This is a genomic window from Brachybacterium sp. B718/18 (assembly GCF_055454375.1).
Genome location: NZ_JBVDDO010000001.1, coordinates 180177 through 203800, shown reverse-complemented (window position 1 = coordinate 203800; position 23624 = coordinate 180177). Strand labels below are relative to the sequence as shown.

Below are 23624 nucleotides of genomic sequence, written 5' to 3'. Positions count from 1 at the left end.
CGTTCACGCTGAGATCACGCTACACGTCCGTCGCAGCCGACGCCACCGCGTGCAGAAATGCCCTGAGACCCCACCTCCCGCCCGCTCCCCGTCGGGTCGTGACCCTTGACACACCCGGGCGCCGATGGGCATCCTCCTCCCACCGTGAACGCTCACGGTCCGTGCCGCTCGACGATGAGGACTGCGCATGACCCCGCCCACACGACGAACGATCCTGCAGGCCACAGCGCTCGCGACCCTCGGGTCCGGGGCGCTCGCAGCCTGCGGGTCCTCTCCTTCCATCTCCTCGGATCCCGAGGAACTCGTGCTCTGGTACTGGAACCGCTCGGCCAGTCCGGAGCTCCTCGCCGAAGCCGCCGAGTCCATCCCCGGGACCGACGTCCACGTGCGCGCCGACGTGATCGGCACGAACTTCGACACCAAGCTCCGCACCAGCCTCGCCGGCGGCGCCTACATCCCCGACATCACGTACATCAACTCCAACAACGCCCTCTACTTCCGCAACGAGAGCAAGTTCCTCGACATGAACGAGCTCGGCGCGGGGGAGGTCTCCTCGGAATTCTTCGAGTGGAAGTGGAACCTGGGCGTGACCCCGCAGCAGCGCTTCTGCTTCTTCCCGCTCGACATCGGACCCACCGGCTTCTACTTCCGCCAGGACGTCTTCGACGAGGCCGGCCTGCCCACGAATCCCGAGGAGGTCGCCTCCGCGGGCAGCACCTGGGAGGACTGGATCGCCCTGGGCACCGAGCTCCGGGCCGCGACCGGCTCCGCGATGGTCAACACCGCCCGCCACGTCTACGAGCAGTACCTCAACGCCAGCCCCGAGCGCTACCTCGACGCCGAGGACGCGCCGCTCTACCTCGAAGATGGCTCGGCCGTGCGCGAGGCGTGGCGCCTGGCGGTCGCGGCGATCGACGCCGACATCACCGCCGGGATCCCCGACTCACGGGGCACAGACCAGAACGCCGCCTGGTCCAGCGGGGCGACCGCCGGCCACATCCAGGCCGCTTGGTGGGCGCAGATCCTCCAGGAGTCGGCACCGGACACCGCTGGGCTGTGGCGCATCGCCGAGCAGCCGGTCCGCGCCGGGAACTCCGGCGGCTCCTTCGCGGCGATCCCCGAGACCTGCAAGGACCCCGAGGGCGCCTTCGCCTTCATCCAGTGGATCAACTCCGCCGAGAACCAGGCCCGCGCCTACAACGACGTGCAACTGATCCCCTCCACACCCGCCTCCTACGACGGAGACCTGATGCAGTACCAGGGCGAGTTCTTCGGCGACCAGGACCCGCTGGCCTTCTTCAAGACGGCGGCCGAGTCGGTGCCCAGCTCCTTCATCTCCACCTGGGAGTCGCTGGTCTCGGGCAGCTTCTCCTTCGAGCTCGACAACGTCGAGTTCTCGGGCAAGGACCCCGAGGTCGCGTGGGAGGACGCCGTCGCCTCCGCGGAGACGGTGCTGCGCAAGCGGGGGGTGATGGCATGAGCTCGATGACCGCTCCCCCGCCCGTGAGCGCCGGCCGGACCTCCGACGCCGCAGTGCCCCGCACGCGCACGAAGGGCTGGCGCGGCGTGCTCGCGCACTGGCCCCAGTACCTCGCGATCGCCCCGTTCTACGTGCTCTTCCTGATCTTCGGCCTGTTCCCGATCGTCTTCTCGATCGTGCTGTCCTTCACGAACTGGGACGGCATGGGCCAGATCGAGTTCGCCGGCCTCTCGCAGTACGCCTTCCTGATCCAGGACTCGCGGTTCTGGAACGCGGTGGGCAACACCTTCATCATCTGGTTCCTCTCGACGGTGCCGATGCTGTGCCTCGCCCTCGGGATCGCCTTCCTGCTCCACCAGAACATCCGCTTCCGCGGCGTGTACCGGGTGGCGTTCTTCCTGCCCAATGTCACCTCGATGGTCGCCATGGCCATCGTGTTCGGCTCGGTCTTCTCGGACACCTTCGGGCTCGTCAACTCGGCGCTCACCGCGATCGGGGTGGACACCGTCCCGTGGCTGTCGAGCAGCTGGGGCATCAAGATCACGATCGCCGTCATGGTGATCTGGCGCTTCACCGGCTACAACGCGATCATCTACCTCGCCGGGCTGCAGTCGATCCCCACCGACCTGTACGACGCGGCGAAGGTCGACGGCGCCTCGACCTGGCAGATCTTCACGAGGATCACGGTGCCGATGCTGCGCCCGGTCATCCTCTTCACCGTCATCACCTCGACCGTCGGCGGCCTGAGCCTCTTCACCGAACCGCAGGTGCTGCTCGGCGACTCGGGCGGCACCGGCGAGGCCGGCATGACGATCGTTCTCTACCAGTACAACCAGGCGTTCACCCAGTTCGACTTCGGGTACGGCTCCGCCATCGCCTGGGCGCTGTTCGTGCTCGCCTCGGTCTTCGCGATCATCAACTGGCGCCTGCTGAGCGATCGTGACCGTACTCCCCGTCGGCAGAAGCAGGAGGCCCGCCGATGAGCGCCGCCGATCCCACCACCGTGCCCACCACCTCCGCCGCGTCCGCCGCTCCCCCGCCCCATCGGGCGGCGCCCAGCGCGCGGGACCGGCGGGCGATCGCCGCCGGTCGCGTCGAGGCGGTCATCACGCACCTCCTGATCGTGATCGGGGTGCTGCTGTCGGTCTTCCCCTTCTACTGGCTGTTCGTCATGTCCACCTCGACGACCGGGGAGATCTTCGGCTACCCGCCCCGGCTGATCCCGTCGGACTCCTTCGCGACGAACCTGCAGAATCTCTTCGCGAGCGTCGACATCCTCGGCGCGCTCGTGAACACTCTGATCGTCTCGAGCGCCTGCGCGGTGCTGGTGATGTTCTTCGACTCGCTCGCGGCCTTCGCCTTCGCGAAGTTCGACTTCCCGGGCAAGAACGTGCTGTTCGTGCTGATGATCGCGACGTTCCTGATCCCGGGCAGCCTCTCCCTGGTGCCGAGCTTCATGCTCATGTCCTCGCTCGGCTGGGTGGGGACGTTGCAGGCGCTCATCGTCCCGGGCGCCGCGAACGCCTTCGGCATCTTCCTGCTGCGGCAGATGGCGTCGGGATCGATCCCCAACGAGCTCATCGAGTCGGCACGCATCGACGGCGCGGGGTTCTTCACCACCTACTGGCGGATCGGGGTGCCGATGATGCGCGGCGGTCTCGCGTTCCTGGGCATCTTCACCTTCATCACGGCCTGGAACGACTACGTCTGGCCGTTGATCGTGCTGGTGAACCCGCAGCGGCAGACGCTGCAGACCGCCCTGCAGAACCTCAACTCCCTGTACCTCACGGACTACGGGATGGTCATGGCGGGCGCGCTGGTCAGCGTGCTCCCGCTGATCGGGGTGTTCATCATCGGCTCGCGGCACTTCATCGCGAACATCGCCGCCGGAGCGCTCAAGGGCTGAGCGTCCTCGACACCCTTTCCCGCCCTGGACACACGACGGGCCGCCCTCCTGCCGGAGGGCGGCCCGTCGTGCGCGATGCGGGGAAATCAGCCGTCGGTGCGCTGGCCGACGCTCGGCGTGTTCTTCGCGACCGTCATCAGGAACTCGGTGTTGGACTGGGTCTTCTTGACCCGCTCCAGCAGGAGCTCGAGGGCCTGCTGCTGCTCGAGGGCGCCCAGGACGCGACGCAGCTTCCACATGATGGAGAGCTCCTCCTTGCCCATGAGCACCTCCTCGCGGCGGGTGCCGGACGCGTTGACGTCCACGGCGGGGAAGATCCGCTTGTCCGCGAGGTGACGGGACAGGCGCAGCTCCATGTTGCCGGTGCCCTTGAACTCCTCGAAGATCACCTCGTCCATCTTGGAGCCGGTCTCCACCAGTGCCGAGGCGAGGATGGTCAGCGAGCCGCCGTTCTCGATGTTGCGCGCCGCGCCGAAGAACCGCTTCGGCGGGTAGAGCGCCGAGGCGTCCACACCACCGGAGAGGATGCGCCCGGACGCCGGGGCCGCCAGGTTGTAGGCGCGGGAGAGGCGGGTGAGGGAATCGAGCAGCACGACCACGTCGCGGCCCATCTCCACCAGTCGCTTGGCCCGCTCGATCGCGAGCTCGGCGACGATCGTGTGGTCCGTCGCCGGACGGTCGAAGGTCGAGGCGATGACCTCGCCCTTCACCGTGCGCTGCATATCGGTGACCTCCTCGGGGCGCTCGTCGACGAGCACGACCATGAGGTGGACCTCGGGGTTGTTGGTGGTGATCGCGTTGGCGATCTGCTGCATGACGATGGTCTTGCCCGCCTTCGGGGGCGCGACGATCAGACCGCGCTGGCCCTTGCCGATGGGCGAGACCAGGTCGATGATGCGCGGGGCGACCGCGTTCGGGGCGGTCTCCAGGCGGAGGCTCTCGTCCGGGTACAGCGGGGTGAGCTTGCCGAAGTCGACGCGCTGGCGAGCGCGCTCGACGGGCAGGCCGTTGACGGTGTCGACCTGCACCAGCGCCGGGAAGTTGCCCTTGCCCTGGTTGCCCTTGCTGCGGCGGTTGCGGCCGCCGGAGTAGTGCTGCTGCTCGACCTGCGGCTGCTCCTCGCCGTCGCGGGGAGCCTTGACCTGTCCGGTGATCGCATCGCCCTTGCGCAGGCCGTAGCGCTTGACCTGGTTGGTGGTCACGAAGACGTCGCTCGGCCCGGGGAGGTACCCGGTCGTGCGCACATAAGCGTTGTTGTCGCGGATGTCGAGGATGCCGGCGACGGTCATCAGCTCGTCGCCCTCGCGGACCTCGGGATCGTCCTGCGAGCCCTGCTGCTGGCCGCCGCCCTGCTGCTGGCCGCCCTGCTGCGGGGCGCCCTCGCCGCCGCGACCGCGACGCTTGCGGTCGCGCGAGCGGTTGCGGCTGCGGGAGCGTCCGCGACGGTCGTCGTCCTCGCCGCCGGAACGGTCGTCCTCGCGCTCGCCCGAGCGATCGGGCAGCTCGATGTCCTCGAGGCGACGGCGCTGGCCACGGTCCTGCTGCTGGCCGCGGTCCTGCTGCTGGTCGCGGCGGCGATCGCCCTGGCCCGAGCGGTCCTGACCCTCGCGGCTCGGAGCGCCGTCCTGCGCCTCGCGATCCTGCTGCTCACGGCGGCGGTCGCGCTCCGGGCGGGACTCCGCGGAGTCCCGGCTGGAGGACTGGTCCTCGCCCTGCTGGTGGCGGTTCTGCTGATCGCGGTTCTGCCGGGAGCGGCCGGTGCGCTCGGTACCGCCCTGCTCCTCGCCGGAACGCGCGGGCAGATCGATCCCGAGATCGGGGGCGGGAGCGCCCTGCGGGGCGGAGGCCCCGCGGGAGCGGCTGCGGGTCGCGCGGCCGGTGGATTGGGTTTCCTGCGGTGCCTCGGCGGCGGAGTCCGCGGCGGCGGTGCGCCGCGCGGAGGCGGGGGCCGCAGACGCACTGCCGGCTGACGGAGCGGAGCTCGGCGCGGTGTCGGAGGACGCGGAGGCGGGTTGTGCGCCCTGGCCGCCGGAGCGGATCGCATCGATCAGCTCGCTCTTGCGCAGACGGCGCGCGCCCCTGATCCCGAGCGAGCCCGCGAGGGCCTGCAGCTCGGGGAGCTTCTTGGCGGCAAGGTCTGCACCGGAGGTGGTGTCGTTCACCCGGTTTCCTTCCTGTCGGACCGGTGATCCGGTCCTCATCTGGGCTGGGGGTGGCCGGTCGCTGCGGGGACCGGAGGTCCGAGGGCGCAGCGGCACGGTCGCGCAGGGCTCGTCCCGCGGTGCAGGGCACCGGTGATCGGCCTGCTGAGGTGCTTCGGGATGCGTCGGCCTCGCAGCACGCACCTGCTGAGCGCGCCATGCGCGGAGCGGAGGGTGAATGCGGGAGCCGTTCAGGGGTGCATCGGGCGCGGATCTCCACTCATCGATATGAGAGCGAGAGGCTGCACGGATCGATGCCGCCTGGACGCAGGGTCAACCTACCACAGGGCTCGAGGCGGTCTCCCGCAGCGGCACCTCAGCGATCCGCCAGGCGGCGGGATCGCTCACGAAGCGGCGCACGAGCGGCGCGACCTCGTCCCGCGCGGCGGCGAGGACGAGCACCGACGGGCCAGCCCCGGAGATCACCGCGGGGAACCCCTCGCGGCGCAGGACGCGCATCAGCTCGACGCTCTGCGGCATGCCCGGGGCGCGCTGCTCCTGGTGGAGGCGGTCCTCCGTCGCCTCGAGCAGGAGCTCGGGCGATCCGGCGAGGGCGTGCACCAGCAGCGCCGCGCGGGCGGCGTTGACCGCGGCATCGCGATGCGGGACCTCCGCGGGGAGCAGTCCGCGGGCGGCATGCGTCGAGAGGGTCGTGCGGGGCAGCAGCACGAGCGGCCGGAGCACGCCGGGCCCGAGGCGCAGCGGGGCGGCCCGGACCACGTCGCCGACGGTCCAGGAGAGCACCGCGCCGCCCAGCAGGGCCGGGGAGGCGTTGTCCGGATGCCCCTCGAACTCGCAGGCCAGATCGAGCACGGCCTGGTCATCCAGGGCCGCGGGGTCGGCGATCAGGCCGCGCGCGAGCAGCAGTCCCGCGACGGTCGCGGCGGCGCTCGAGCCGAGTCCCCGGCCGTGCGGGATGCGGTTCACGGTGCGCAGTCGCAGGCCGGTCTGCGGGGCGCCCGCGTGGTCGAGGCCCCGTCGAATCGCGCGCACCACGAGGTGCTCCTCCCCCGTCGGCACCTCGTCCGCCCCCTCGCCCTCGGCGTGGATCTCCACGCCGCCGGTGGTGGCCTCGATCAGGAGGTCGTCACAGAGGTCCAGGGCGAGGCCGAGGGCGTCGAAGCCCGGGCCGAGGTTCGCGGAGGTCGCCGGGACGCGCACCGACACCCGCTGGTTCTGGATCCTCACAGGCCGATGGCCTCCGCGGCCGCGACCAGATCCACCGGGATGACGGTGGGAGTCAGGTCGTGCTGGGTGAGGGCGGTGTCGGTGTCCTTGAGCCCGTTGCCGGTCACGGTGATCGCGATCCGCGCGCCGGCGGGCACCAGCCCGCGCTCGGCCTGCTGGAGCAGTCCCGCCACGCCCGCGGCCGAGGCCGGCTCGACGAAGATACCCACCTCGCCGGCGAGCAGCTTCTGCGCGTCGAGGATCTGCTGGTCGCTCACCGCGTCGATGAGGCCGCCGGAGCCGTCGCGCGCGGCGACGGCGAGATCCCAGGATGCGGGGGCGCCGATGCGGATCGCGGTGGCGATGGTCTCCGGATCGGTGATCGGGCGTCCGGCGACGAAGGGCGCGGCGCCCTCCGCCTGGAAGCCCCACATGGCGGGGAGCGACCGGGCGAGGCCCTTCTCGTGGTACTCGCGGTAGCCCATCCAGTAGGCCGAGATGTTGCCCGCGTTGCCCACCGGGAGGATGTGGATGTCCGGCGCCTCGCCGAGCGCGTCGACGATCTCGAAGGCACCCGTCTTTTGCCCCTGCAGCCGATAGGGGTTGACGGAGTTGACGAGCTCCACCGGATGCTCCGCGTCGAGCTTGCGGGCCAGCTCGAGGCAGTCGTCGAAGTTGCCGTCGACCTGGATCAGCTTCGCGCCGTGCACGACCGCCTGGGCGAGCTTGCCGGCGGCGATCTTGCCCTGCGGGAGCAGGACGGCGCAGGTGATCCCCGCGGCGGTCGCATAGGCGGCGGCGGAGGCCGAGGTGTTGCCGGTCGAGGCGCAGACGACCGCGGTCGCCCCGTCGGAGACAGCGCGGGACATGGCCGAGACCATGCCGCGGTCCTTGAAGGAGCCCGTCGGGTTCTGACCCTCGACCTTGATGTGCACGTCGGCGCCCACGCGCCGGGACAGTGCCGGGGCGGGGACCAGCGGGGTGCCGCCCTCGCCGAGGGTCAGCAGGGTGTCGCCGTCGGCGAAGGGCAGGTGCTCGCGGTATTCGGCGAGGACGCCGCGCCACTGGTGGGCCATGGGTCAGTCTCCTTCGATGCGCAGGACGGAGTCGATGCTGAGGACGGTCACCGTGGAGGAGAACTCGTCCAGCGCGGCGGTCATCGCAGACTCGAGCGCGCGGTGCGTGCTGATGCCGATGTGCGCCGTCGCGGGGCCGTCCGCGCTCCGGTCGCGGCCGAGCTCCTGGTGGATGGTCGAGATCGAGATGCCGCGTCCCGAGAGGGTGCCGGCGATCTCCGCGAGCACGCCCGGGCGGTCCTCGACCGTCAGCGACACGTAGAACGCGCTGCGCAGCTCCTCGAGCGGCGCCACCTCGAGGGCGGCGTAGCGCGACTCGCGCGGGCCCATGCCGCCGCGCACCCGCAGCCGCGCCGCGGAGACGACGTCGCCGAGAACGGCCGAGGCGGTCGGGGCGCCGCCCGCCCCCTGTCCGTAGAACATCAGCGAGCCCGCGGCGTCGGCCTCGATGAACACGGCGTTGTACGCCTCGGAGACGGAGGCCAGCGGGTGGCTGTCGGCGATCAGCGCCGGGTAGACGCGGGCGGAGATGCGCTCCCCGGACTCGTCCTCGACGCGCTCGACGATCGAGAGCAGCTTGATCGTGCGGCCCATGCGGGCGGCCGCGGCGATGTCCTGCGCGGAGACCTCGGTGATCCCCTCGCAGTAGACGTCCGCGAGCCGCACCCGGGAGTGGAAGGCCAGGGAGGCGAGGATCGACGCCTTCGCCGCGGCGTCGTGCCCCTGCACGTCGGCCGTCGGATCCGACTCGGCGTAACCGAGCTCCTGGGCGGAGGCGAGGGCGTCCCCGAAGTCCGCGCCGGAGCGGGTCATGGCGTCGAGGATGTAGTTCGTCGTGCCGTTGACGATGCCGAGCACGCGCTGGATGCGGTCGCCCGCGAGGGACTCGCGCACCGGGCGCACCAGCGGGATCGCCCCCGCGACGGCGGCCTCGAAGTAGAGGTCGACGTCGTGGCGGTCGGCGGCCTCGTACAGCTCCGCGCCCTCCTGGGCCAGCAGAGCCTTGTTCGCGGTGACGACGCTCGCGCCGCCCTCCATGGCCCGCAGCAGCAGGGTGCGCGCGGGCTCGATGCCGCCCATCACCTCGATGACGAGGTCGGCGTCGTCGACGAGCGCGCCGGCGTCCTCGGTGAGCAGGCCCGCGGGCACGAACTCGCCGCGGTCGCGGGTCAGGTCGCGGACGGCGACGCCGATCACCTCGAGGCGGGCCCCGATGCGGTGCGCGAGGTCCTCGCCCTGCTCGGCGATCAGCCGCAGCACCTCGGTGCCGACGGTCCCGGCTCCGAGGACGGCGACGCGGAGCACCGGCAGGTCGGTGCCGACAGGGGGGTTCTCAGTCATCTCCGGGGGTTTCCTTCCCTGGGCAGGGGCCGACGGGCGGGCCGTGAGGGCCCTCGCACTGTAGCCGAGGACGCTCGTGGTCGGTGACCGTCGATGAACGTGCGTGACGGATCCTCAGCCGAGGTCGAGGCCGAGGAGGTCCTCCTCCGTCTCGCGGCGCACGAGGGTGCGGATCTCGCCGTCCCGGACGGCGACCACCGGCGGGCGCGGGACGTGGTTGTAGTTGGAGGCCAACGAGTAGCAGTAGGCGCCGGTGACCGGCACCGAGACGAGGTCACCGCGCTGGACGTCGGCGGGGAGGTACTCGTCCTTGACCACGATGTCGCCGCTCTCGCAGTGCTTGCCGACCACGCGCACCACCTCGGGCCGCTCCCCCGAGATGCGCGAGGAGAGCAGGCAGGAGTAGTCGGCGTCGTAGAGGGCGGTGCGGATGTTGTCGCTCATGCCACCGTCAACGGAGACGTACACGCGGTGATGCGGTCCGCCCAGACGCACGTCCTTCACGGTGCCGACCGAGTAGAGGGTCTGCGTGGACGGGCCCGCGATCGCGCGGCCCGGCTCGAAGGAGACGTGCGGGACCTCGAGCTCGAGCTCGTGACACTGCTTCTCGACGATCCCGGCGATGCCCGCGGCGAGCGCCTCGGGGGTCGAGGGGGTGTGCTGCGTGTTGTACATGACGCCGAAGCCGCCGCCGAGGTCCAGCTGGGTAATCGTGTGTCCGAGCTCCTCGCGGACTCGGGCGACGAAGTCGAGCACCCGACGGGCGGCGACCTCGAAGCCGCCGGTGTCGAAGATCTGCGAGCCGATGTGGGAGTGCAGGCCGACGAGCTCGAGATGGCCGGCGCCGAGCACCTCCCGCACCCCCTCGAAGGCGGCGCCACCGGTGAGCGAGAGGCCGAACTTCTGGTCCTCGTGGGCGGTGGCGATGAACTCGTGGGTGTGCGCCTCGACGCCGGTGGTCACGCGCAGCATCACCGCGGCCCGCACCCCGGCGGCGGCGGCGAGCTGGTCGACCCGGCCGATCTCGTCGAGGGAGTCGACCACGATCCGGCCCACCCCGGCGTCGAGGGCGCGACGGATCTCGGCGTCGGACTTGTTGTTGCCATGCAGGGCGATGCGCTCCGCGGGGAACCCGGCGCGCAGGGCGACCGCGAGCTCTCCGCCGGTGCAGACGTCCAGTCCCAGACCGTCCTCCTCCATCCAGCGCGCGACGGCGCCGCACAGGAAGGCCTTACCGGCGTAGTAGACGTCGGCCCCGGCGTGGGGGCGGAAGGCCTCGGCGAAGGCGTCGCGGAAGGCGCGGGCGCGGGCACGGAAATCGGCCTCGTCGAGCACGAAGGCCGGGGTGCCCACCTCCTCGGCGATGCGGGCGACGCTCACGCCGCCCACCTCGACGGCGCCGTCGGCCCCGCGCACGGTCGTCTCGGACCACAGACCGGGGATGAGGGTGTTGACGTCGGCGGGGTACGGCAGCCAGGTGGGGGCCGCGTCGTTGCCGTGGAGTGCTCCGGCCTCGTGGGCGCGCATTCTGCTCCTCGATCGGGGGTGGAGGGTCGAGTCCCGAGAGTAGGGCGGGACGGGCGGTGCCGGCCGGGTCGTCCGGCCAGCGGTCCGGGACCCGACGCCGGGGCAGGTGCCGGGGAAGCCGGGGACCATTCTGCCCGGTCAGGCCGAGGACGGACGGCACGGCGTGGATCCGCGGCCGGCACCGGGTGACGGAGCCCACTTGATAGTCTCGGGCCGACCCCCAGACCTCGCAAGGAGCCGCCGCATGCCCACTCCCGCGCCCGTGACCCCGACCGGCCACGAACTCGTCGTCGTCGCGAACCGCCTCCCCGTCGACTCCCGCACCCTGCCCGATGGCGCCACCGAGTGGGTGACGAGCCCCGGTGGGCTGGTGACGGCGATGGAGTCGGTGATGCGCACCGTCGACTCGGGGGCGTGGGTCGGGTGGGCCGGGTCGCCCGGCGAGGCCCCGGAGCCCTTCGAGGCCGACGGGATGAGCCTCTTCCCCGTGGCCCTCTCCGCGGAGGACGTGGAGAAGTACTACGAGGGCTTCTCCAACGCGACGCTGTGGCCGCTCTACCACGACGTGATCGTCGACCCCGAGTTCCATCGCGGCTGGTGGGACTCGTACGTCGCCGCGAACCGCCGCTTCGCGCGCACCGCCGCCGAGGTGGCGGGTGTCCACGGCACGGTCTGGGTGCACGACTACCAGCTGCAGCTGGCCCCGCGCCTGATCCGCGAGCAGCGCGACGACCTGCGCATCGGCTTCTTCAACCACATCCCGTTCCCCTCGGTCGAGCTGTTCTCGCAGCTGCCCAAGCGGACCCAGATCCTCCGCGGCCTGCTGGGGGCGGACCTCGTGGGCTTCCAGCGGGAGAGCGACACCCAGAACTTCCTCACCAGCGTGCGGAAGCTGCTGGGGCATCACGTCGACGGGCAGACGGTGCACGTGCCCGGGATCGGCTCGGCCCCGGGCCGCCAGGTGCAGGCCCGCACCTTCCCCATCTCGATCGACTCCGCGGCCGTCTCCGAGCTCACCCAGCAGGAGGAGATCATCGAGCGCGCCGCGCAGCTGCGCCGGGAACTGGGCGAGCCGCGGCGGATCGTCCTCGGCGTGGACCGCCTGGACTACACCAAGGGAATCCGTCACCGCCTGAAGGCCTGGGGCGAGCTGCTGGACGAGGGGGTCATCGATCCGCAGGACACCGTGATGATCCAGGTCGCGACCCCCTCGCGGGAGCGGGTCGATGCCTACCGGCAGCTGCGCGACGAGGTCGAGCTGACCGTCGGCCGGATCAACGGCGACCACGCCCCGATCGGGCGCCCGGCCGTCTCCTACCAGCATCGTTCCTTCGACCGGCGCGACATGACCGCCCTGTACATGGCCGCGGACGTCATGCTGGTGACGGCGCTGCGCGACGGCATGAACCTCGTCGCCAAGGAGTACGTGGCCTCCTGCTCGGACCTCCGCGGCGTGCTCGTGCTGAGCGAGTTCGCTGGCGCCGCGGACGAGCTGCGCGCCGCGATCACCGTCAACCCGCACGACATCGACGCGCTCAAGGGCGCGATCCTGCGCGCGCTGGAGATGGCGCCGGAGGATCAGGAGGAGGCGATGACCTCGCTCCGCCACCAGGTGATGGAGCACGACGTGCAGGCCTGGGCGCACAGCTTCCTCGAGCAGCTCGAGCAGACCGGCTCCCCCGAGACCCGTCTGCCCCCGCGGATCCGCCTCAGCGGGGATGCGGTGAGCGAGCCCGCGGCGGTCGACGCGGCGCTCCAGGCCCTCGTGGAGCGGCCCCGCCTCCTCATCGCCTCCGACTTCGACGGGGTGCTCGCCCCGATCGTCGCGGACCGTGACGCGGTCGAGCCCGACCAGCGCTCTCTGGCGGTGCTGCGGGAGCTCGCCACCCTGCCCGGGGTGTCGGTGGCTCTGGTCTCGGGGCGGGCCCTGGCCGACCTCGACCAGCACACCTCGATGCCCAGCTCCGTGGTCCTGGTCGGCTCGCACGGAGCGGAGGTGGGCGCCCTGCCGGCGGAGATGCACGCCGAGGTGCTCGACTCGGCGGCGCTGACCATGACCCCGGAGCGCCGGGAGCTGCTGGACTCGATCACTCTCGCCCTGCAGCGGATCGCGCTGGCTCATCCAGGGGCGGAGGTCGAGACCAAGCCGGCCGCCGCGGTGCTCCACACCCGCAATGCCCGCCGTCGCGGCGGGGCGAATGCGACCGAGGAGGCGCTCGAGCTGGCCATGACCCTCCCGGACGTGACCGTGACCCCGGGCAAGGAGGTCGTGGAGTTCTCCGTGGTGCACACCTCCAAGGGCGCCGCGATGGAGGCCCTCAGCCGCGCGTGCGCGGCCGACGCCTGGCTCTACCTCGGGGACGACGTCACCGACGAGACCGTCTTCGGCCGTCTCGGCGAGGGGGACGTGGGGATCAAGGTCGGCGGCGGGGACACCGCGGCGTCGCTCCGCATCGCGGGCACCGACGAGGTGCGCGGCGTGCTCGAGGCGCTGCTGGCCGCCCGCCGCGACGGCGCCTGAGGCGGTTGACCCGCCCCGGGACCGCCACCCGTCACCGGGCGGGGCAGGTCAGGTCTCGAGGAGCAGCTCGGCCCGGCGCCAGCCGCGCACGGAGCTGAGCACCGCGATCTCCTCCGCGGTGCGCAGCTCCTCCGGGGTGAGGGGACGCTCCGCGATCCGACGGGCCTCGAGGGCGAGGCGCCGGCCCACGCCGGGCAGCAGCCCGTCCTCGAGAGGCGGTGTCCACCAGCGCCCGTCGCGGCGCACGGCGAGAGAAGCGATGCCGGTCTCGGTCACCCGACCGTCCCGCCCGCGCAGCACCACGTCCTGCACCCGCGGATCCCGTGTCCGGGCCCGCTCGAGGGCCGCGACGAGGTCGTCCCTGTCGGTGGTCTTGTGCCGCACCGCCGGGTCGTCGGGATCCCGGACACGATCGTCGAGGGCGAGGCGGACCGGCCCGTCGGCGGCCTCCGGGAGCGGTCGCTCGGTGATCCGGGCCATGCCGTCGAGGCCGAGCGCGAGCCGCAGCACGCGGTCGCCGCCCTCGGCGGCGCGAGTGCGCAGCAGCGCGGCGAGCCGGTCGCGCGCGGCGGGGATCGCGAAGTGGTCTGCGGAGGCGAGGATCCGGTCGAGGTGCTGCTCGAGGTGGACGGGGATCCCGCCGCGCACGGCGAGGGTCTCGAGCAGGGCGAAGTCCGCCGGGTCGGGGACGGTGACCCCGGCCCCGGCGGTGGACACGGCGGGCGCTCCCCGCCCGTCCCCCGACAGCGCATCGAGCACGCGGGCCTTGATCCGCAGCTCGGCGGCCTCGGCCCCGGGCTCGGAGGCCCACGTGATCCCGCCGCCCACCCCGTACTCGGCGGTGCCGTCGGCCCCGGGCGAGGTGTCGACGACGACCGTGCGGATCGCGACGGACAGACGCCAGGTGCCGCGGACCTCCCCGGATGCCGTGGCGCGACGCGGGGTGAGCAAGGCGATCGCGCCGCAGTAGACGCCGCGCGGCGAGTCCTCGAGCTCGCGGATCAGCCCCATGGTCGACGCCTTCGGGGCGCCCGTGATGGAACCGCAGGGGAAGGTCGCCCGGAGGGCGTCCGCGAGGTCGGTCCCCGGGCGCAGTCGCGCGGTGACCGTGCTGGTCAGCTGCCACAGGGTGGGATACGGCTCGGCGTCGAGCAGGGCGGGCACCTCCACGCCGCCGATCGTGGCGAGGCGGGCGAGGTCGTTGCGGAGCAAATCCGCGATCATGACGTTCTCCGCCCGCTCCTTCGGGCTCCGCAGGAGGCGCGCCCGCACCTCGGCGTCGGCGGCGGGGGTGCCGCCGCGCGCGGCGGTGCCCTTCATGGGTCGGGTGGTGAGGAGGTCCCCTTCGCGGGCGAGGAACAGCTCGGGGCTCGCGCTGAGCACCGTCCGGTCCCCCAGGTCGAGATAGGCGCCGTAGCGAGCCTGCTGGGCGTCGAGCAGGTCCAGGTGGCAGGCCAGGAGGTCGCCGGTGATCCGTCCGCGCAGGCGGGTGGTGAGGTTGACCTGGTAGGTGTCCCCCGCGGCGATCGCCTCGCGCACCCGCTGGATCTTGCGGGCGTGCTCGGCCTCGGAGGTCTCCGACCGCCAGCCCTCAACCTGGTAGGGGCCGACAGAGTCCGGCCGGCTGCCCGCGGGCATCTCCCGGACCTCGTCGGCGATCACGAAGCGCACCAGCGGCAGGGTGGGATCCGGGGCGCGGGTGGTGAGGACGGGGTCGAGGGCGGAGGCGGCCTCGTAGGCGATCATGCCCGCGGCGTACCTGCCGGCGTCGACGTGCTCCTGGACGGCGCGGAGGACGGGCAGCACCTCGTCCGGGGCGTGGGCGGCGAGGACCGCCCGCGCGGGGCCGAGCTCGAGGGCGCGACCGGTGGAGTGATCGTCGAAGCGCGCGACCGGAGGGCGCGAACTCGATCGCGGTCGGTCGGACGCCGCGGGCCCTGAGGGCTCTACGGGCTCTACGGTCAAAGTCTCCTCCTCCCACCCGGCGGAACCGCGAGGGCCCCGGTTGTGCAATACGCACGACCGGGGCCCTCGATGGTGCCCGCGACAGGATTCGAACCTACGACCTTCTGCTCCGGAGGCAGACGCTCTATCCACTGAGCTACGCGGGCGGACCCGGTGAGTCTAGCAACTGCTCACCGGCGATGGCGACGCGAGGGGTCCGCGTGACCGAGGAGGGAGACGGAGGTCACCGCGGCAGCGGCAGCTGGGCGCCGTGGAGCACGGCCGAGGGGTCCGCGGCGATGCCGAGGCCGCTGGGTGCGGCGCCGGAGCGGACCAGCAGGTCGCCGACGGCGGCGATCATCGCCCCGTTGTCGGTGCAGAGTCGGATCGGAGGGATGCGCAGCGCGATGCCCTCGGCGTCGCAGCGCTCCTGGGCGGCGGCGCGGAGCCGCGCGTTGGCGGCGACCCCGCCGACGATCACGAGGGTGTCCAGTCCGCGATCCTTTACGGCCCGGACCGCCTTGGTGACGAGCACGTCGACCACGGCCTGCTCGAAGGACGCCGCGACATCGGCCACGGGGACGGCGTCCCCGGCCCGCTCGAGGGTCTCGACGGTGCGGGCCACGGCGGTCTTCAGCCCGGAGAACGAGAAGGTATAGGGCGCATCGCCCGGCCGCAGCATCGCGCGGGGGAAGGCGAAGGCGGTGGGGTCGCCCTCGAGGGCGGCGCGGGAGATCGCGGGACCGCCCGGGTAGCCGAGGCCGAGGAGGCGGGCGACCTTGTCGAAGGCCTCGCCGGCGGCGTCGTCGAGGGTGTCGCCGAGGTGCTCGATGGGGTCGCGCACGAGGTCGCCCACGGCGAGGATCGAGGTGTGGCCGCCAGAGACGATCAGGATGATGCTGCGCTCCGGCAGGGGGCCGTGCTCGAGGGTGTCGGCGGCGGCGTGGCCGGCGAGGTGGTGGACGCCGTAGAGCGGGCGGTCGAGCGCCCAGGCGACGGACTTCGCGGCGGCGAGGCCCACATGCACGGCGGTGGCGAGTCCCGGTCCCGAGGTGACGGCTACATGGGTCACGTCACCGAGCTCGACGCCGGCGTCCTCGAGGGCGAGGTGGAGCATGGGGACGGCGGCCTCGAGGTGGGCGCGGGCGGCGATCTCGGGGACCACTCCCCCGAACTCGGCGTGCTGGCGGGCGCTCGAGGCGAGGCCCTGACCGAGCAGCACCCCCTCCGAGACGATCCCGAAGCCGGTCTCGTCGCAGGAGGATTCGACGCCCAGCACCACGGGCGCGCCGCGGCGGATCACCGCAGGATCGACATCGGGTTGGAGTAGTTCCCGGACTCGTCCATCTTCGCGAAGTGCAGGTGGCAACCGGTGGAGCGGCCGGTGGATCCGACGTAGCCGATGATGTCGCCCTGCTCGACGGTGGCGCCCTCGGAGGTGTTGAAGCCCTGGAGGTGGTAGTAGCCGGTGACGATGCCGTTGCCGTGGTCGATCTTGACCCGGTTGCCGGAGGCGCTGTTGTACTCGACGGCGATGACGGTGCCGGCGGCGGAGGCCTGCACGGGGGTGCCGCAGGCGTTGCCGAAGTCGACGCCGTTGTGACCCTTGAAGTAGCCCAGCACGGGGTGGATGCGGCCACCGAAGCCGGAGGTGACGGGGCCGTCGACGGGACGGATGAAGCCGCTCTCCGAGACCGGCCCGGTGGAGGCGACCTCGGGCTCGGGCTCGGGGACCTCGATCTCGATCCCGGTCGCGTCGGTCGCGGTCTCCTCGGTCGCCTCGTCGCTCTCCGCGTCCTCGGCGGGGGCGGTGCGCTCCTCGGAGCGGGTGGAGGCGTCATCGGCCTCGCGGGTCTCCGGTGCGGCGGTCACGGCCTGGGCGACCGGCAGGGCGACGGGGGCGGGGGCGGCGGTCTCGACGGGGGCGACCTCGGCGAGCTGCGCGGCGGTGTCGACGCTGTCGGCACCGGGCTCGTCGATGCCGGCCGCGGCGGCGGCGAGGGGGGCGGCGATGGTGGCGGTGGCGAGGACTCCGAGCACGCCGGCCTTCATCATCCCCGCGGGGAGGGCCGCGTCGCGGTGGGTGCCTCCGGTAGCCCGGAGCTTGCGCACCGTAGCGCGTCCTGCTGCGCGGTGATTCGCCACGTCTCGACCTGCTTCCTCAACGACCGTACTGATTCCGTGTTCTCGCGTCTGTCCCGGGACGCAGGACAGGGGAAGTACGCGTCGCCGAACAACCGCATCCACGCTACGGGGCATCCCGGGCGAGAGACGAGCACGTCAACCGGCTCATTGCCAAGTTTTTGCCGTCACGCCCCGAAGTGGGGAAAGTCTTGACGAGCCCGGTCGCGAGGAGCACGTCCCGTGACCTTCGCGCCCGGTTGCGGGGGACCCGGCTCACAGTGCAGGGCCGCTCCGCGGGTGCCTCCCGATTCCGAGGCGACGTGGAGGGCCCCGGTCTAGAGTGTCGGCATGTCGACCCCTGAGCAGGCCGCTCCCACCAGCAACTCCACCGCGTCCGCGCCGGTGCGCGTCGTCGTGATCGAGGACGAGCCGACCATCACCCGCGCCATCGCGGACCGACTCACCGCGGAGGGCTGGGAGGTCTCGACCGCCGGTGACGGCCCCTCAGGCGTGCGCGCGGTCGCGGAGATGCGGCCCGACGTGGTCGTGCTCGACGTGATGCTCCCCGGCTTCGACGGGCTCGAGGTCTGCCGTCGGATCCAGGCCGACGAGCCGGTCCCGGTGCTGATGCTCACCGCGCGCGACGACGAGACGGACATGCTCGTGGGCCTCGGGGTCGGCGCCGACGACTACATGACCAAGCCCTTCTCCATCCGGGAGCTGGTGGCCCGGCTGAAGGCGCTGCTGCGCCGGGTGCGGCGGACCGCCCCGGTCGCCCCGAGTGAGCAGGAGAAACAGGTCGCCCTGCAGATCGGCGATCTGGTGATCGACCGTGCGGGCCGACGGGTGATGCGCGCGGGCCTCCCGGCGCACCTGACCCCCACCGAGTTCGACCTGCTGCTGTGCCTCGCCAACGCTCCCGGCACGGTCCTGACCCGGGAGCAGCTGCTCGCGGACGTCTGGGACTGGGTCGACGCGACGGGCACCCGCACCGTCGACTCGCACGTCAAGGCATTGCGCCGGAAGCTCGGCGCGGATCTGGTGCGCACCGTGCACGGCGTCGGCTATGCGCTCGAGATCCCCGAGGAGGACGATCCCGAGCAGCCCGCCCCCGCCGGGGACGGCGCCTCCTCCCCCGCCGCCGGGGCGGACCCCCGCTCCACCTCATGACGCCCGCCGCATGAGCGGTCTCGCCGCGCCGGGGCCGGAGGCGCAGCCACCCGGCGCCCCGGTCCGCCCCGCCCGAGGCAATCGACGCCGCGTCCCGGACCGGCTCGACGTGCGGCCGCTGGACAGCGTCCGCTCCTTCAAGGTGAAGCTCGGGGTGCTCGTCGCCCTCGTGGTCACCCTCGCCGCGCTGCTCACCCAGGTATCGATCCGGGCCGGCATCGAGCCGTTGCTCGCCCTGCCGCTGGTCGTGCTCATCGCCCTGGTCTTCACCCAGGTCCTGGCCCGCGGCATGACCTCACCCCTGCGGGAGATGACCCGGGCGGCGCAGGCGATGGCCCGCGGCGACTACACGCAGAGCGTCCGCACCACGAGCCGGGACGAGGTCGGCCAGCTGGCCTCGGCCTTCTCCGCCATGGCCGCGGAGCTCGAACAGACCGACCGCATGCGCCGGGACCTGGTCGCGAACGTCTCCCACGAGCTGCGCACCCCGGTCGCCGGTCTGCGGGCCCAACTCGAGAACCTCGTCGACGGGGTCACCGAGCCCGACCCGGCCGCGCTCTCCGTCGCCCTGTCGGAGACCGAGCGGCTCTCCCTGCTCGTGGACCATCTGCTCGACCTCTCCCGGCTCGACGCCGGCGTGATCGACCTCGATCTCGAGGAGATCGAGCTGACCCCCTTCCTGCACGAGGTGGTCGATTCCGCCGCGCTCGCGTCCGGGGGACGCGATGTGCGCTGGACCGTCGAGGTGGAGCCGCCGGACCTGCGGGTCCTCGCCGATGCCGCCCGCGTGCACCAGGTGATCCACAACCTGCTGGAAAACGCCGCGCGGCACTCGCCCGCCGGGGGTCGGATCCGTGTCGGCGCCGCGCGCACCACTGCCGACGACGGCGTGCTGATCGACGTGCACGACGAAGGACCCGGCATCGCGCGCGAGGACCGCGACCGCGTGTTCGAGCGCTTCCAGCGCGGAGGGCGCTCGGACTCCTCCGGCGGGACCGGTCTGGGCCTCGCGATCGCCCGCTGGGCCGTGGGACTGCACGGCGGCACGATCGAGGTCCTCGACGACCCGCGCAGCGAGGCCGCGGAGGACGGCCGTTCCTCCCTGATCCGCGTCGTCCTGCCCGACGACCCGACGTGATCGCGCCCACGTGACGACCCCCACCCCGCAGCGCCTCGGCAGGCCCTCCGTGCGCACCACCTGGTTGCGCCCGCTCCGTTAGGCTGGACGCATCCGTACCGCTCGATTCGAGAAGGCTGGCGATCTTAGAGTGTCACAGCAGACACACGGCTCCGGAAGCCCGGAGTTCGGCCCCAATCAATGGCTCGTGGACGCACTGCGCGAGCAATGGGCGGAGGATCCCTCGAGCGTGGACCCCAGTTGGGCGGAGCACTTCGCCGCCACGGGTCCGTCGTCTCCCGTGAGCTCCTCCTCCACGGCATCGGCTCCTGCAGCGTCGCAGGAGCCGACCGGGACCGGCGCCGACGGCGCGGCCTCCTCCACCGCGACGTCCGCCGCTGCGTCCTCCGTCCCGGAGGATCACGACGCCGCGGCCCCCGGCGGGACGGCATCGGCCGACCCGCACCCCGCTGATTCACCTCCCGCCGACGCGACTCCCGCCGATCCGGCCCCGGCGACGCCCGCGCCGGCCACCTCCCCCACCGCGAAGGACCCCGCCCCCGTGAACGCCTCCCCCGCGACCCCGGCCGTCTCGACCACCTCGGACCGTCCCGCGAAGGTCCCCACGACCACCGCGCAGATCCCGGCCGTCGAGGTGCGCGAGCCCACCGCCGTGAAGCTGCGCGGCCCGGCGGCCGCCGTGGTGCGGAACATGGACGAGTCCCTCGCCGTGCCGACCGCGACCTCCGTGCGCGACGTGCCCGTCAAGCTGCTCTTCGACAACCGGATCGTCATCAACAACCACCTCAAGCGCAATCGCGCCGGGAAGGTGTCCTTCACCCACCTCATCGGCTGGGCGATGATCGAGTCGATCACCGAGATCACCGACATGAACAACGGCTTCTCGGTCGACGAGAAGGGCAAGCCGCTCCTCCTCCAGCGCGAGGACGTGAACTTCGGCCTGGCCATCGACATGCCTCGGCCGGACGGTTCCCGCGGGCTCGTGGTCCCCAACATCAAGGCCGCCCAGCGCTTCGACTTCCAGGGCTTCTGGAAGGCGTACGAGGAGGTCGTGCGCAAGGCCCGCGCCGGCAAGCTGACCATGGAGGACTTCACCGGGACGACGGTCTCGCTGACCAACCCCGGCGGCATCGGCACCGTCCACTCGATCCCGCGCCTCATGCAGGGCCAGGGCGTCATCGTCGGCGTCGGCGCGATGGACTACCCCGCGCAGTTCCAGGGCGCGAGCCCCGCAACGCTCGCCGAGCTCGCGGTCTCCAAGGTCATGACCCTGACCTCGACCTACGACCACCGCATCATCCAGGGCGCCGCCTCGGGCGAGTTCCTCAAGCGGATGAGCGACAAGCTGCTGGGCAAGGACGGCTTCTACGACCGGGTCTTCGCGTCGCTGCGCCTGCCCTACCAGCCCATCCGCTGGGTGCCGGACAACCCCTTCAAGGACTCGAAGTCCGAGCGCCTCGCCCGCGTCATGGACCTCATCCACTCCTTCCGCGTGCGCGGCCACCTCATGGCCGACACCGACCCGCTGCGCTACAAGGTCCGCAGCCATCCCGATCTCGAGGTCGAGACCTACGGGCTCACCCTCTGGGACCTCGACCGCACCTGGCCCACCCGCGGCCTCGGCGGCAAGGAGGAGATGACCCTTCGCGACATCCTCGGCGTGCTGCGCGACGCCTACTGCCGGTCCATCGGCGTGGAGTACATGCACATCTCCGATCCGGAGGAGCGGGCCTGGCTGCAGCGGGAGATGGAGACCCCGCGGCGCGCCTTCGACAAGGCCGAGCACACGCACATCATGGACCGCCTCAACGCCGCGGAGGCGTTCGAGACCTTCCTGCAGACCAAGTTCGTGGGCCAGAAGCGCTTCTCCCTCGAAGGCGGCGAGTCGGTCATCCCGATGCTCGATGCGGTCCTCCACGGCGCCGCGCACGAGGGCATCGACGAGGTGTGCATCGGCATGTCGCACCGCGGCCGCCTCAACGTGCTCTCGAACCTCGCCGGTAAGAGCTACGGCCAGATCTTCCAGGAGTTCGAGGGCAACTTCGGCCAGACCCTCGGCTCGGGCGACGTCAAGTACCACCTGGGCACGGAGGGGACCTACACCTCGCACGACGGCGAGACCACGAAGGTCTACCTCGCCGCGAACCCCTCGCACCTCGAGGCCGTCAACCCCGTGCTCGAGGGCATCGTGCGCGCCAAGCAGGACCGCCTCGAACGGCCGGAGGAGTTCCCGGTGCTGCCCGTGCTGGTCCACGGCGATGCGGCCTTCGCGGGCCAGGGCGTGGTCACCGAGACGCTGAACCTCTCGGAGCTGCGCGGCTACCGCACCGGCGGCACGATCCACGTGATCATCAACAACCAGATCGGGTTCACCACCCTGCCCGACTCGTCGCGCTCCTCGTACTACTCGACGGACGTCGCGAAGTCGACACAGCTGCCGATCTTCCACGTCAACGGTGATGACCCCGAGGCCTGCGTGCGGGTCGCCGAGATCGCCTTCCGGTACCGCCAGAAGTTCCACCGCGACGTGGTCATCGACATGGTCTGCTATCGCCGCCGCGGTCACAACGAGGGCGACGACCCCTCGATGACCCAGCCGGAGATGTACCGCCTGATCCAGGAGAAGCCCTCCACGCGCAAGCTGTACATGGAGGCCCTGATCGAGCGCGGCGATCTCACCGAGGAGGAGACCGAGGGCCTGGTCCGCAACTTCCAGCAGCACCTCGACGAGGCCTTCGCCGCGAACCGCAACAGCTCCGAGGCGAATCCCGCGACGAGCGTGCAGGGTCTGGACCTGCCCGCCTCGCAGCGCTCCTCGGGCCCGGCGGAGCCGGTCGAGACCGCGGTGGACTCCTCCGTCCTGCAGCGCATCGGACAGGCGCACGGCGAGGTCCCCGAGGGCTTCACGGTCCACCCGAAGCTCGCCACGGTGCTCTCGCGCCGCGAGCAGATGGCCGTCGAGGGCGGGGTGGACTGGGCCTTCGGCGAGCTGCTGGCCTTCGGCACCCTGCTCATGGAGGGCACCCGCGTGCGCCTGGCCGGCCAGGACTCCCGCCGCGGCACCTTCGTGCAGCGTCACAGCGTGCTCATCGACCACGAGAACGGCGACACCTGGACCCCCCTCACCTATCTCTCCGAGGACCAGGCACGGTTCAACGTCTACGACTCCTCCCTCTCGGAGTTCGCCGCGCTCGGTTTCGAGTACGGCTACTCGGTCGAGAACCCCGAGTCCCTCGTGCTCTGGGAGGCGCAGTTCGGCGACTTCGTCAACGGCGCGCAGACCATCATCGACGAGTTCCTGTCCTCCTCGGAGCAGAAGTGGGGCCAGAACTCCTCGGTCGTGCTGCTGCTCCCGCACGGCTACGAGGGCCAGGGTCCCGACCACTCCTCCGCGCGCATCGAGCGCTTCCTGCAGCTGTGCGCCGAGGACAACATGCGCGTGGCCCGTCCCTCGACCCCGGCGAGCTACTTCCACCTGCTGCGCAAGCAGGCCCGGACGGAGCCGAAGAAGCCGCTGATCGTCTTCACCCCGAAGTCGATGCTGCGCCTGAAGGCCGCGGTCAGCCCGATCGAGGACTTCACCACCGGTGCCTTCGAGCCGGTCCTGCCGGACACCACCGCGGATCCCGCCGCGGTGCGCCGTGTGCTGCTGGTCTCGGGCAAGCTCTACTGGGACCTGGTCGCGCGCCGCGAGCAGATCGGCGCCGAGGACACCGCCATCGTGCGGATCGAGCAGCTGTACCCGCTGCCCGCCGAGCAGCTCACCGCGATCCTCTCCGCCTACCCCGACGCGCAGCTGGTGTGGGTCCAGGACGAGCCGGAGAACCAGGGCGCCTGGGGGTTCATGGCCATGAACTTCGCGGTCTCCGTCGGTCGCACGCTGAAGGTCGTCGCCCGTCCCGCCTCGGCCTCGCCGGCCACCGGCTCCACCTCGACCCACAAGCTCGAGCAGGAGGAGCTGCTCGTGCGGGCCTTCGAGGCCTGAGCCGACGGCGGGCTGCGGCGAGGGTTCGCCCCTCTCCGCAGCCC

15 protein-coding genes and 1 tRNA gene are annotated in these 23624 nt (G+C 71.8%); 7 read left to right on the top strand and 9 right to left on the bottom strand.

Annotation, left to right across the window (positions count from 1 at the left end):
• Positions 1-187 precede the first annotated feature (187 nt).
• From ACZCAH_RS01055 to ACZCAH_RS01045, 3 genes are read left to right on the top strand one after another with little or no spacing between them, the layout of a single operon-like run.
• Positions 188-1480 carry an ABC transporter substrate-binding protein gene (locus tag ACZCAH_RS01055; protein WP_464339318.1) on the top strand — a complete coding sequence of 431 codons (1293 nt, stop codon included), beginning with the start codon at positions 188-190 and terminating at the stop codon, positions 1478-1480.
• Positions 1481-1485: 5 nt separating this feature from the next.
• Positions 1486-2463, top strand: a complete 978-nt coding sequence (locus ACZCAH_RS01050; RefSeq protein ID WP_464339317.1) for a carbohydrate ABC transporter permease — start codon at positions 1486-1488, stop codon at positions 2461-2463.
• On the top strand, positions 2460-3386 hold the full coding sequence (locus ACZCAH_RS01045; protein ID WP_329745278.1) for a carbohydrate ABC transporter permease: 927 nt from the start codon (positions 2460-2462) through the stop codon (positions 3384-3386). The genes ACZCAH_RS01050 and ACZCAH_RS01045 overlap by 4 nt, the downstream gene beginning before the upstream one ends.
• Positions 3387-3472: 86 nt before the next feature.
• Here ACZCAH_RS01045 and rho read toward each other — a convergent pair whose 3' ends face one another.
• The 5 genes from rho to lysA all read right to left on the bottom strand — a co-directional run bounded on the left by rho (position 3473) and on the right by lysA (position 10698).
• The gene (gene rho / locus ACZCAH_RS01040; protein WP_464339316.1) at positions 3473-5548 is read right to left on the bottom strand and encodes a transcription termination factor Rho; all 2076 of its coding nucleotides are present in this window, start codon (positions 5546-5548) and stop codon (positions 3473-3475) included.
• Positions 5549-5860: 312 nt separating this feature from the next.
• A complete protein-coding gene (gene thrB, locus ACZCAH_RS01035) occupies positions 5861-6775 on the bottom strand; it encodes a homoserine kinase (protein ID WP_464339315.1) in 915 nt (304 codons plus the stop codon).
• On the bottom strand, positions 6772-7830 hold the full coding sequence (thrC, locus tag ACZCAH_RS01030) for a threonine synthase (RefSeq protein ID WP_464339314.1): 1059 nt from the start codon (positions 7828-7830) through the stop codon (positions 6772-6774). Before thrC ends, thrB begins: the two co-directional genes overlap by 4 nt.
• A gap of 3 nt (positions 7831-7833) precedes the next feature.
• The gene (locus ACZCAH_RS01025; RefSeq protein ID WP_464339313.1) at positions 7834-9171 is read right to left on the bottom strand and encodes a homoserine dehydrogenase; all 1338 of its coding nucleotides are present in this window, start codon (positions 9169-9171) and stop codon (positions 7834-7836) included.
• 114 nt (positions 9172-9285) lie between these two features.
• Positions 9286-10698, bottom strand: a complete 1413-nt coding sequence (lysA, locus tag ACZCAH_RS01020; protein ID WP_464339312.1) for a diaminopimelate decarboxylase — start codon at positions 10696-10698, stop codon at positions 9286-9288.
• 244 nt (positions 10699-10942) lie between these two features.
• Between lysA and ACZCAH_RS01015 the strand changes: the two genes are divergently transcribed.
• Positions 10943-13219 (top strand): bifunctional alpha,alpha-trehalose-phosphate synthase (UDP-forming)/trehalose-phosphatase, encoded by a 2277-nt coding sequence (locus tag ACZCAH_RS01015; protein WP_464339311.1) that lies wholly within the window; start codon positions 10943-10945, stop codon positions 13217-13219.
• A 48-nt stretch (positions 13220-13267) separates the two neighbouring features.
• On the opposite strand, the gene ACZCAH_RS01010 is transcribed toward ACZCAH_RS01015, so the two are convergent.
• The 4 genes from ACZCAH_RS01010 to ACZCAH_RS00995 all read right to left on the bottom strand — a co-directional run bounded on the left by ACZCAH_RS01010 (position 13268) and on the right by ACZCAH_RS00995 (position 17275).
• Positions 13268-15184, bottom strand: coding sequence for a bifunctional chorismate-binding protein/class IV aminotransferase (locus tag ACZCAH_RS01010; RefSeq protein WP_464339310.1), 1917 nt, complete (start codon positions 15182-15184; stop codon positions 13268-13270).
• Between the two features lie 70 nt (positions 15185-15254).
• Positions 15255-15330 (bottom strand) — tRNA-Arg (locus tag ACZCAH_RS01005).
• 77 nt (positions 15331-15407) lie between these two features.
• Positions 15408-16466 (bottom strand): tRNA (adenosine(37)-N6)-threonylcarbamoyltransferase complex transferase subunit TsaD, encoded by a 1059-nt coding sequence (gene tsaD / locus ACZCAH_RS01000; protein ID WP_464339309.1) that lies wholly within the window; start codon positions 16464-16466, stop codon positions 15408-15410.
• A complete protein-coding gene (locus ACZCAH_RS00995) occupies positions 16463-17275 on the bottom strand; it encodes a M23 family metallopeptidase (RefSeq protein WP_464339308.1) in 813 nt (270 codons plus the stop codon). Before ACZCAH_RS00995 ends, tsaD begins: the two co-directional genes overlap by 4 nt.
• Before the next feature lie 360 nt (positions 17276-17635).
• On the opposite strand from ACZCAH_RS00995, the gene ACZCAH_RS00990 reads away from it, so the two are divergent.
• The 3 genes from ACZCAH_RS00990 (at position 17636) to ACZCAH_RS00980 (ending at position 23580) form a co-directional block, all read left to right on the top strand.
• The gene (locus ACZCAH_RS00990; protein ID WP_464339307.1) at positions 17636-18457 is read left to right on the top strand and encodes a response regulator transcription factor; all 822 of its coding nucleotides are present in this window, start codon (positions 17636-17638) and stop codon (positions 18455-18457) included.
• 10 nt (positions 18458-18467) lie between these two features.
• Positions 18468-19595, top strand: a complete 1128-nt coding sequence (locus ACZCAH_RS00985; RefSeq protein ID WP_464339306.1) for a sensor histidine kinase — start codon at positions 18468-18470, stop codon at positions 19593-19595.
• 130 nt (positions 19596-19725) lie between these two features.
• The gene (locus ACZCAH_RS00980) at positions 19726-23580 is read left to right on the top strand and encodes a multifunctional oxoglutarate decarboxylase/oxoglutarate dehydrogenase thiamine pyrophosphate-binding subunit/dihydrolipoyllysine-residue succinyltransferase subunit (protein WP_464339305.1); all 3855 of its coding nucleotides are present in this window, start codon (positions 19726-19728) and stop codon (positions 23578-23580) included.
• The last annotated feature ends 44 nt before the right edge of the window (positions 23581-23624 follow it).

Bases quoted from the DNA above. Each gene is read 5' to 3' on its own strand.
- lysA (WP_464339312.1), bottom strand. From the start codon at position 10,698: ATGCGCGCCCACGAGGCCGGAGCACTCCACGGCAACGACGCGGCCCCC.
- ACZCAH_RS01050 (WP_464339317.1), top strand. From the start codon at position 1,486: ATGACCGCTCCCCCGCCCGTGAGCGCCGGCCGGACCTCCGACGCCGCA.
- ACZCAH_RS00990 (WP_464339307.1), top strand. From the start codon at position 17,636: ATGTCGACCCCTGAGCAGGCCGCTCCCACCAGCAACTCCACCGCGTCC.
- ACZCAH_RS01055 (WP_464339318.1), top strand. From the start codon at position 188: ATGACCCCGCCCACACGACGAACGATCCTGCAGGCCACAGCGCTCGCG.
- ACZCAH_RS01015 (WP_464339311.1), top strand. From the start codon at position 10,943: ATGCCCACTCCCGCGCCCGTGACCCCGACCGGCCACGAACTCGTCGTC.
- thrC (WP_464339314.1), bottom strand. From the start codon at position 7,830: ATGGCCCACCAGTGGCGCGGCGTCCTCGCCGAATACCGCGAGCACCTG.
- ACZCAH_RS00985 (WP_464339306.1), top strand. From the start codon at position 18,468: ATGAGCGGTCTCGCCGCGCCGGGGCCGGAGGCGCAGCCACCCGGCGCC.
- ACZCAH_RS01025 (WP_464339313.1), bottom strand. From the start codon at position 9,171: ATGACTGAGAACCCCCCTGTCGGCACCGACCTGCCGGTGCTCCGCGTC.
- ACZCAH_RS01045 (WP_329745278.1), top strand. From the start codon at position 2,460: ATGAGCGCCGCCGATCCCACCACCGTGCCCACCACCTCCGCCGCGTCC.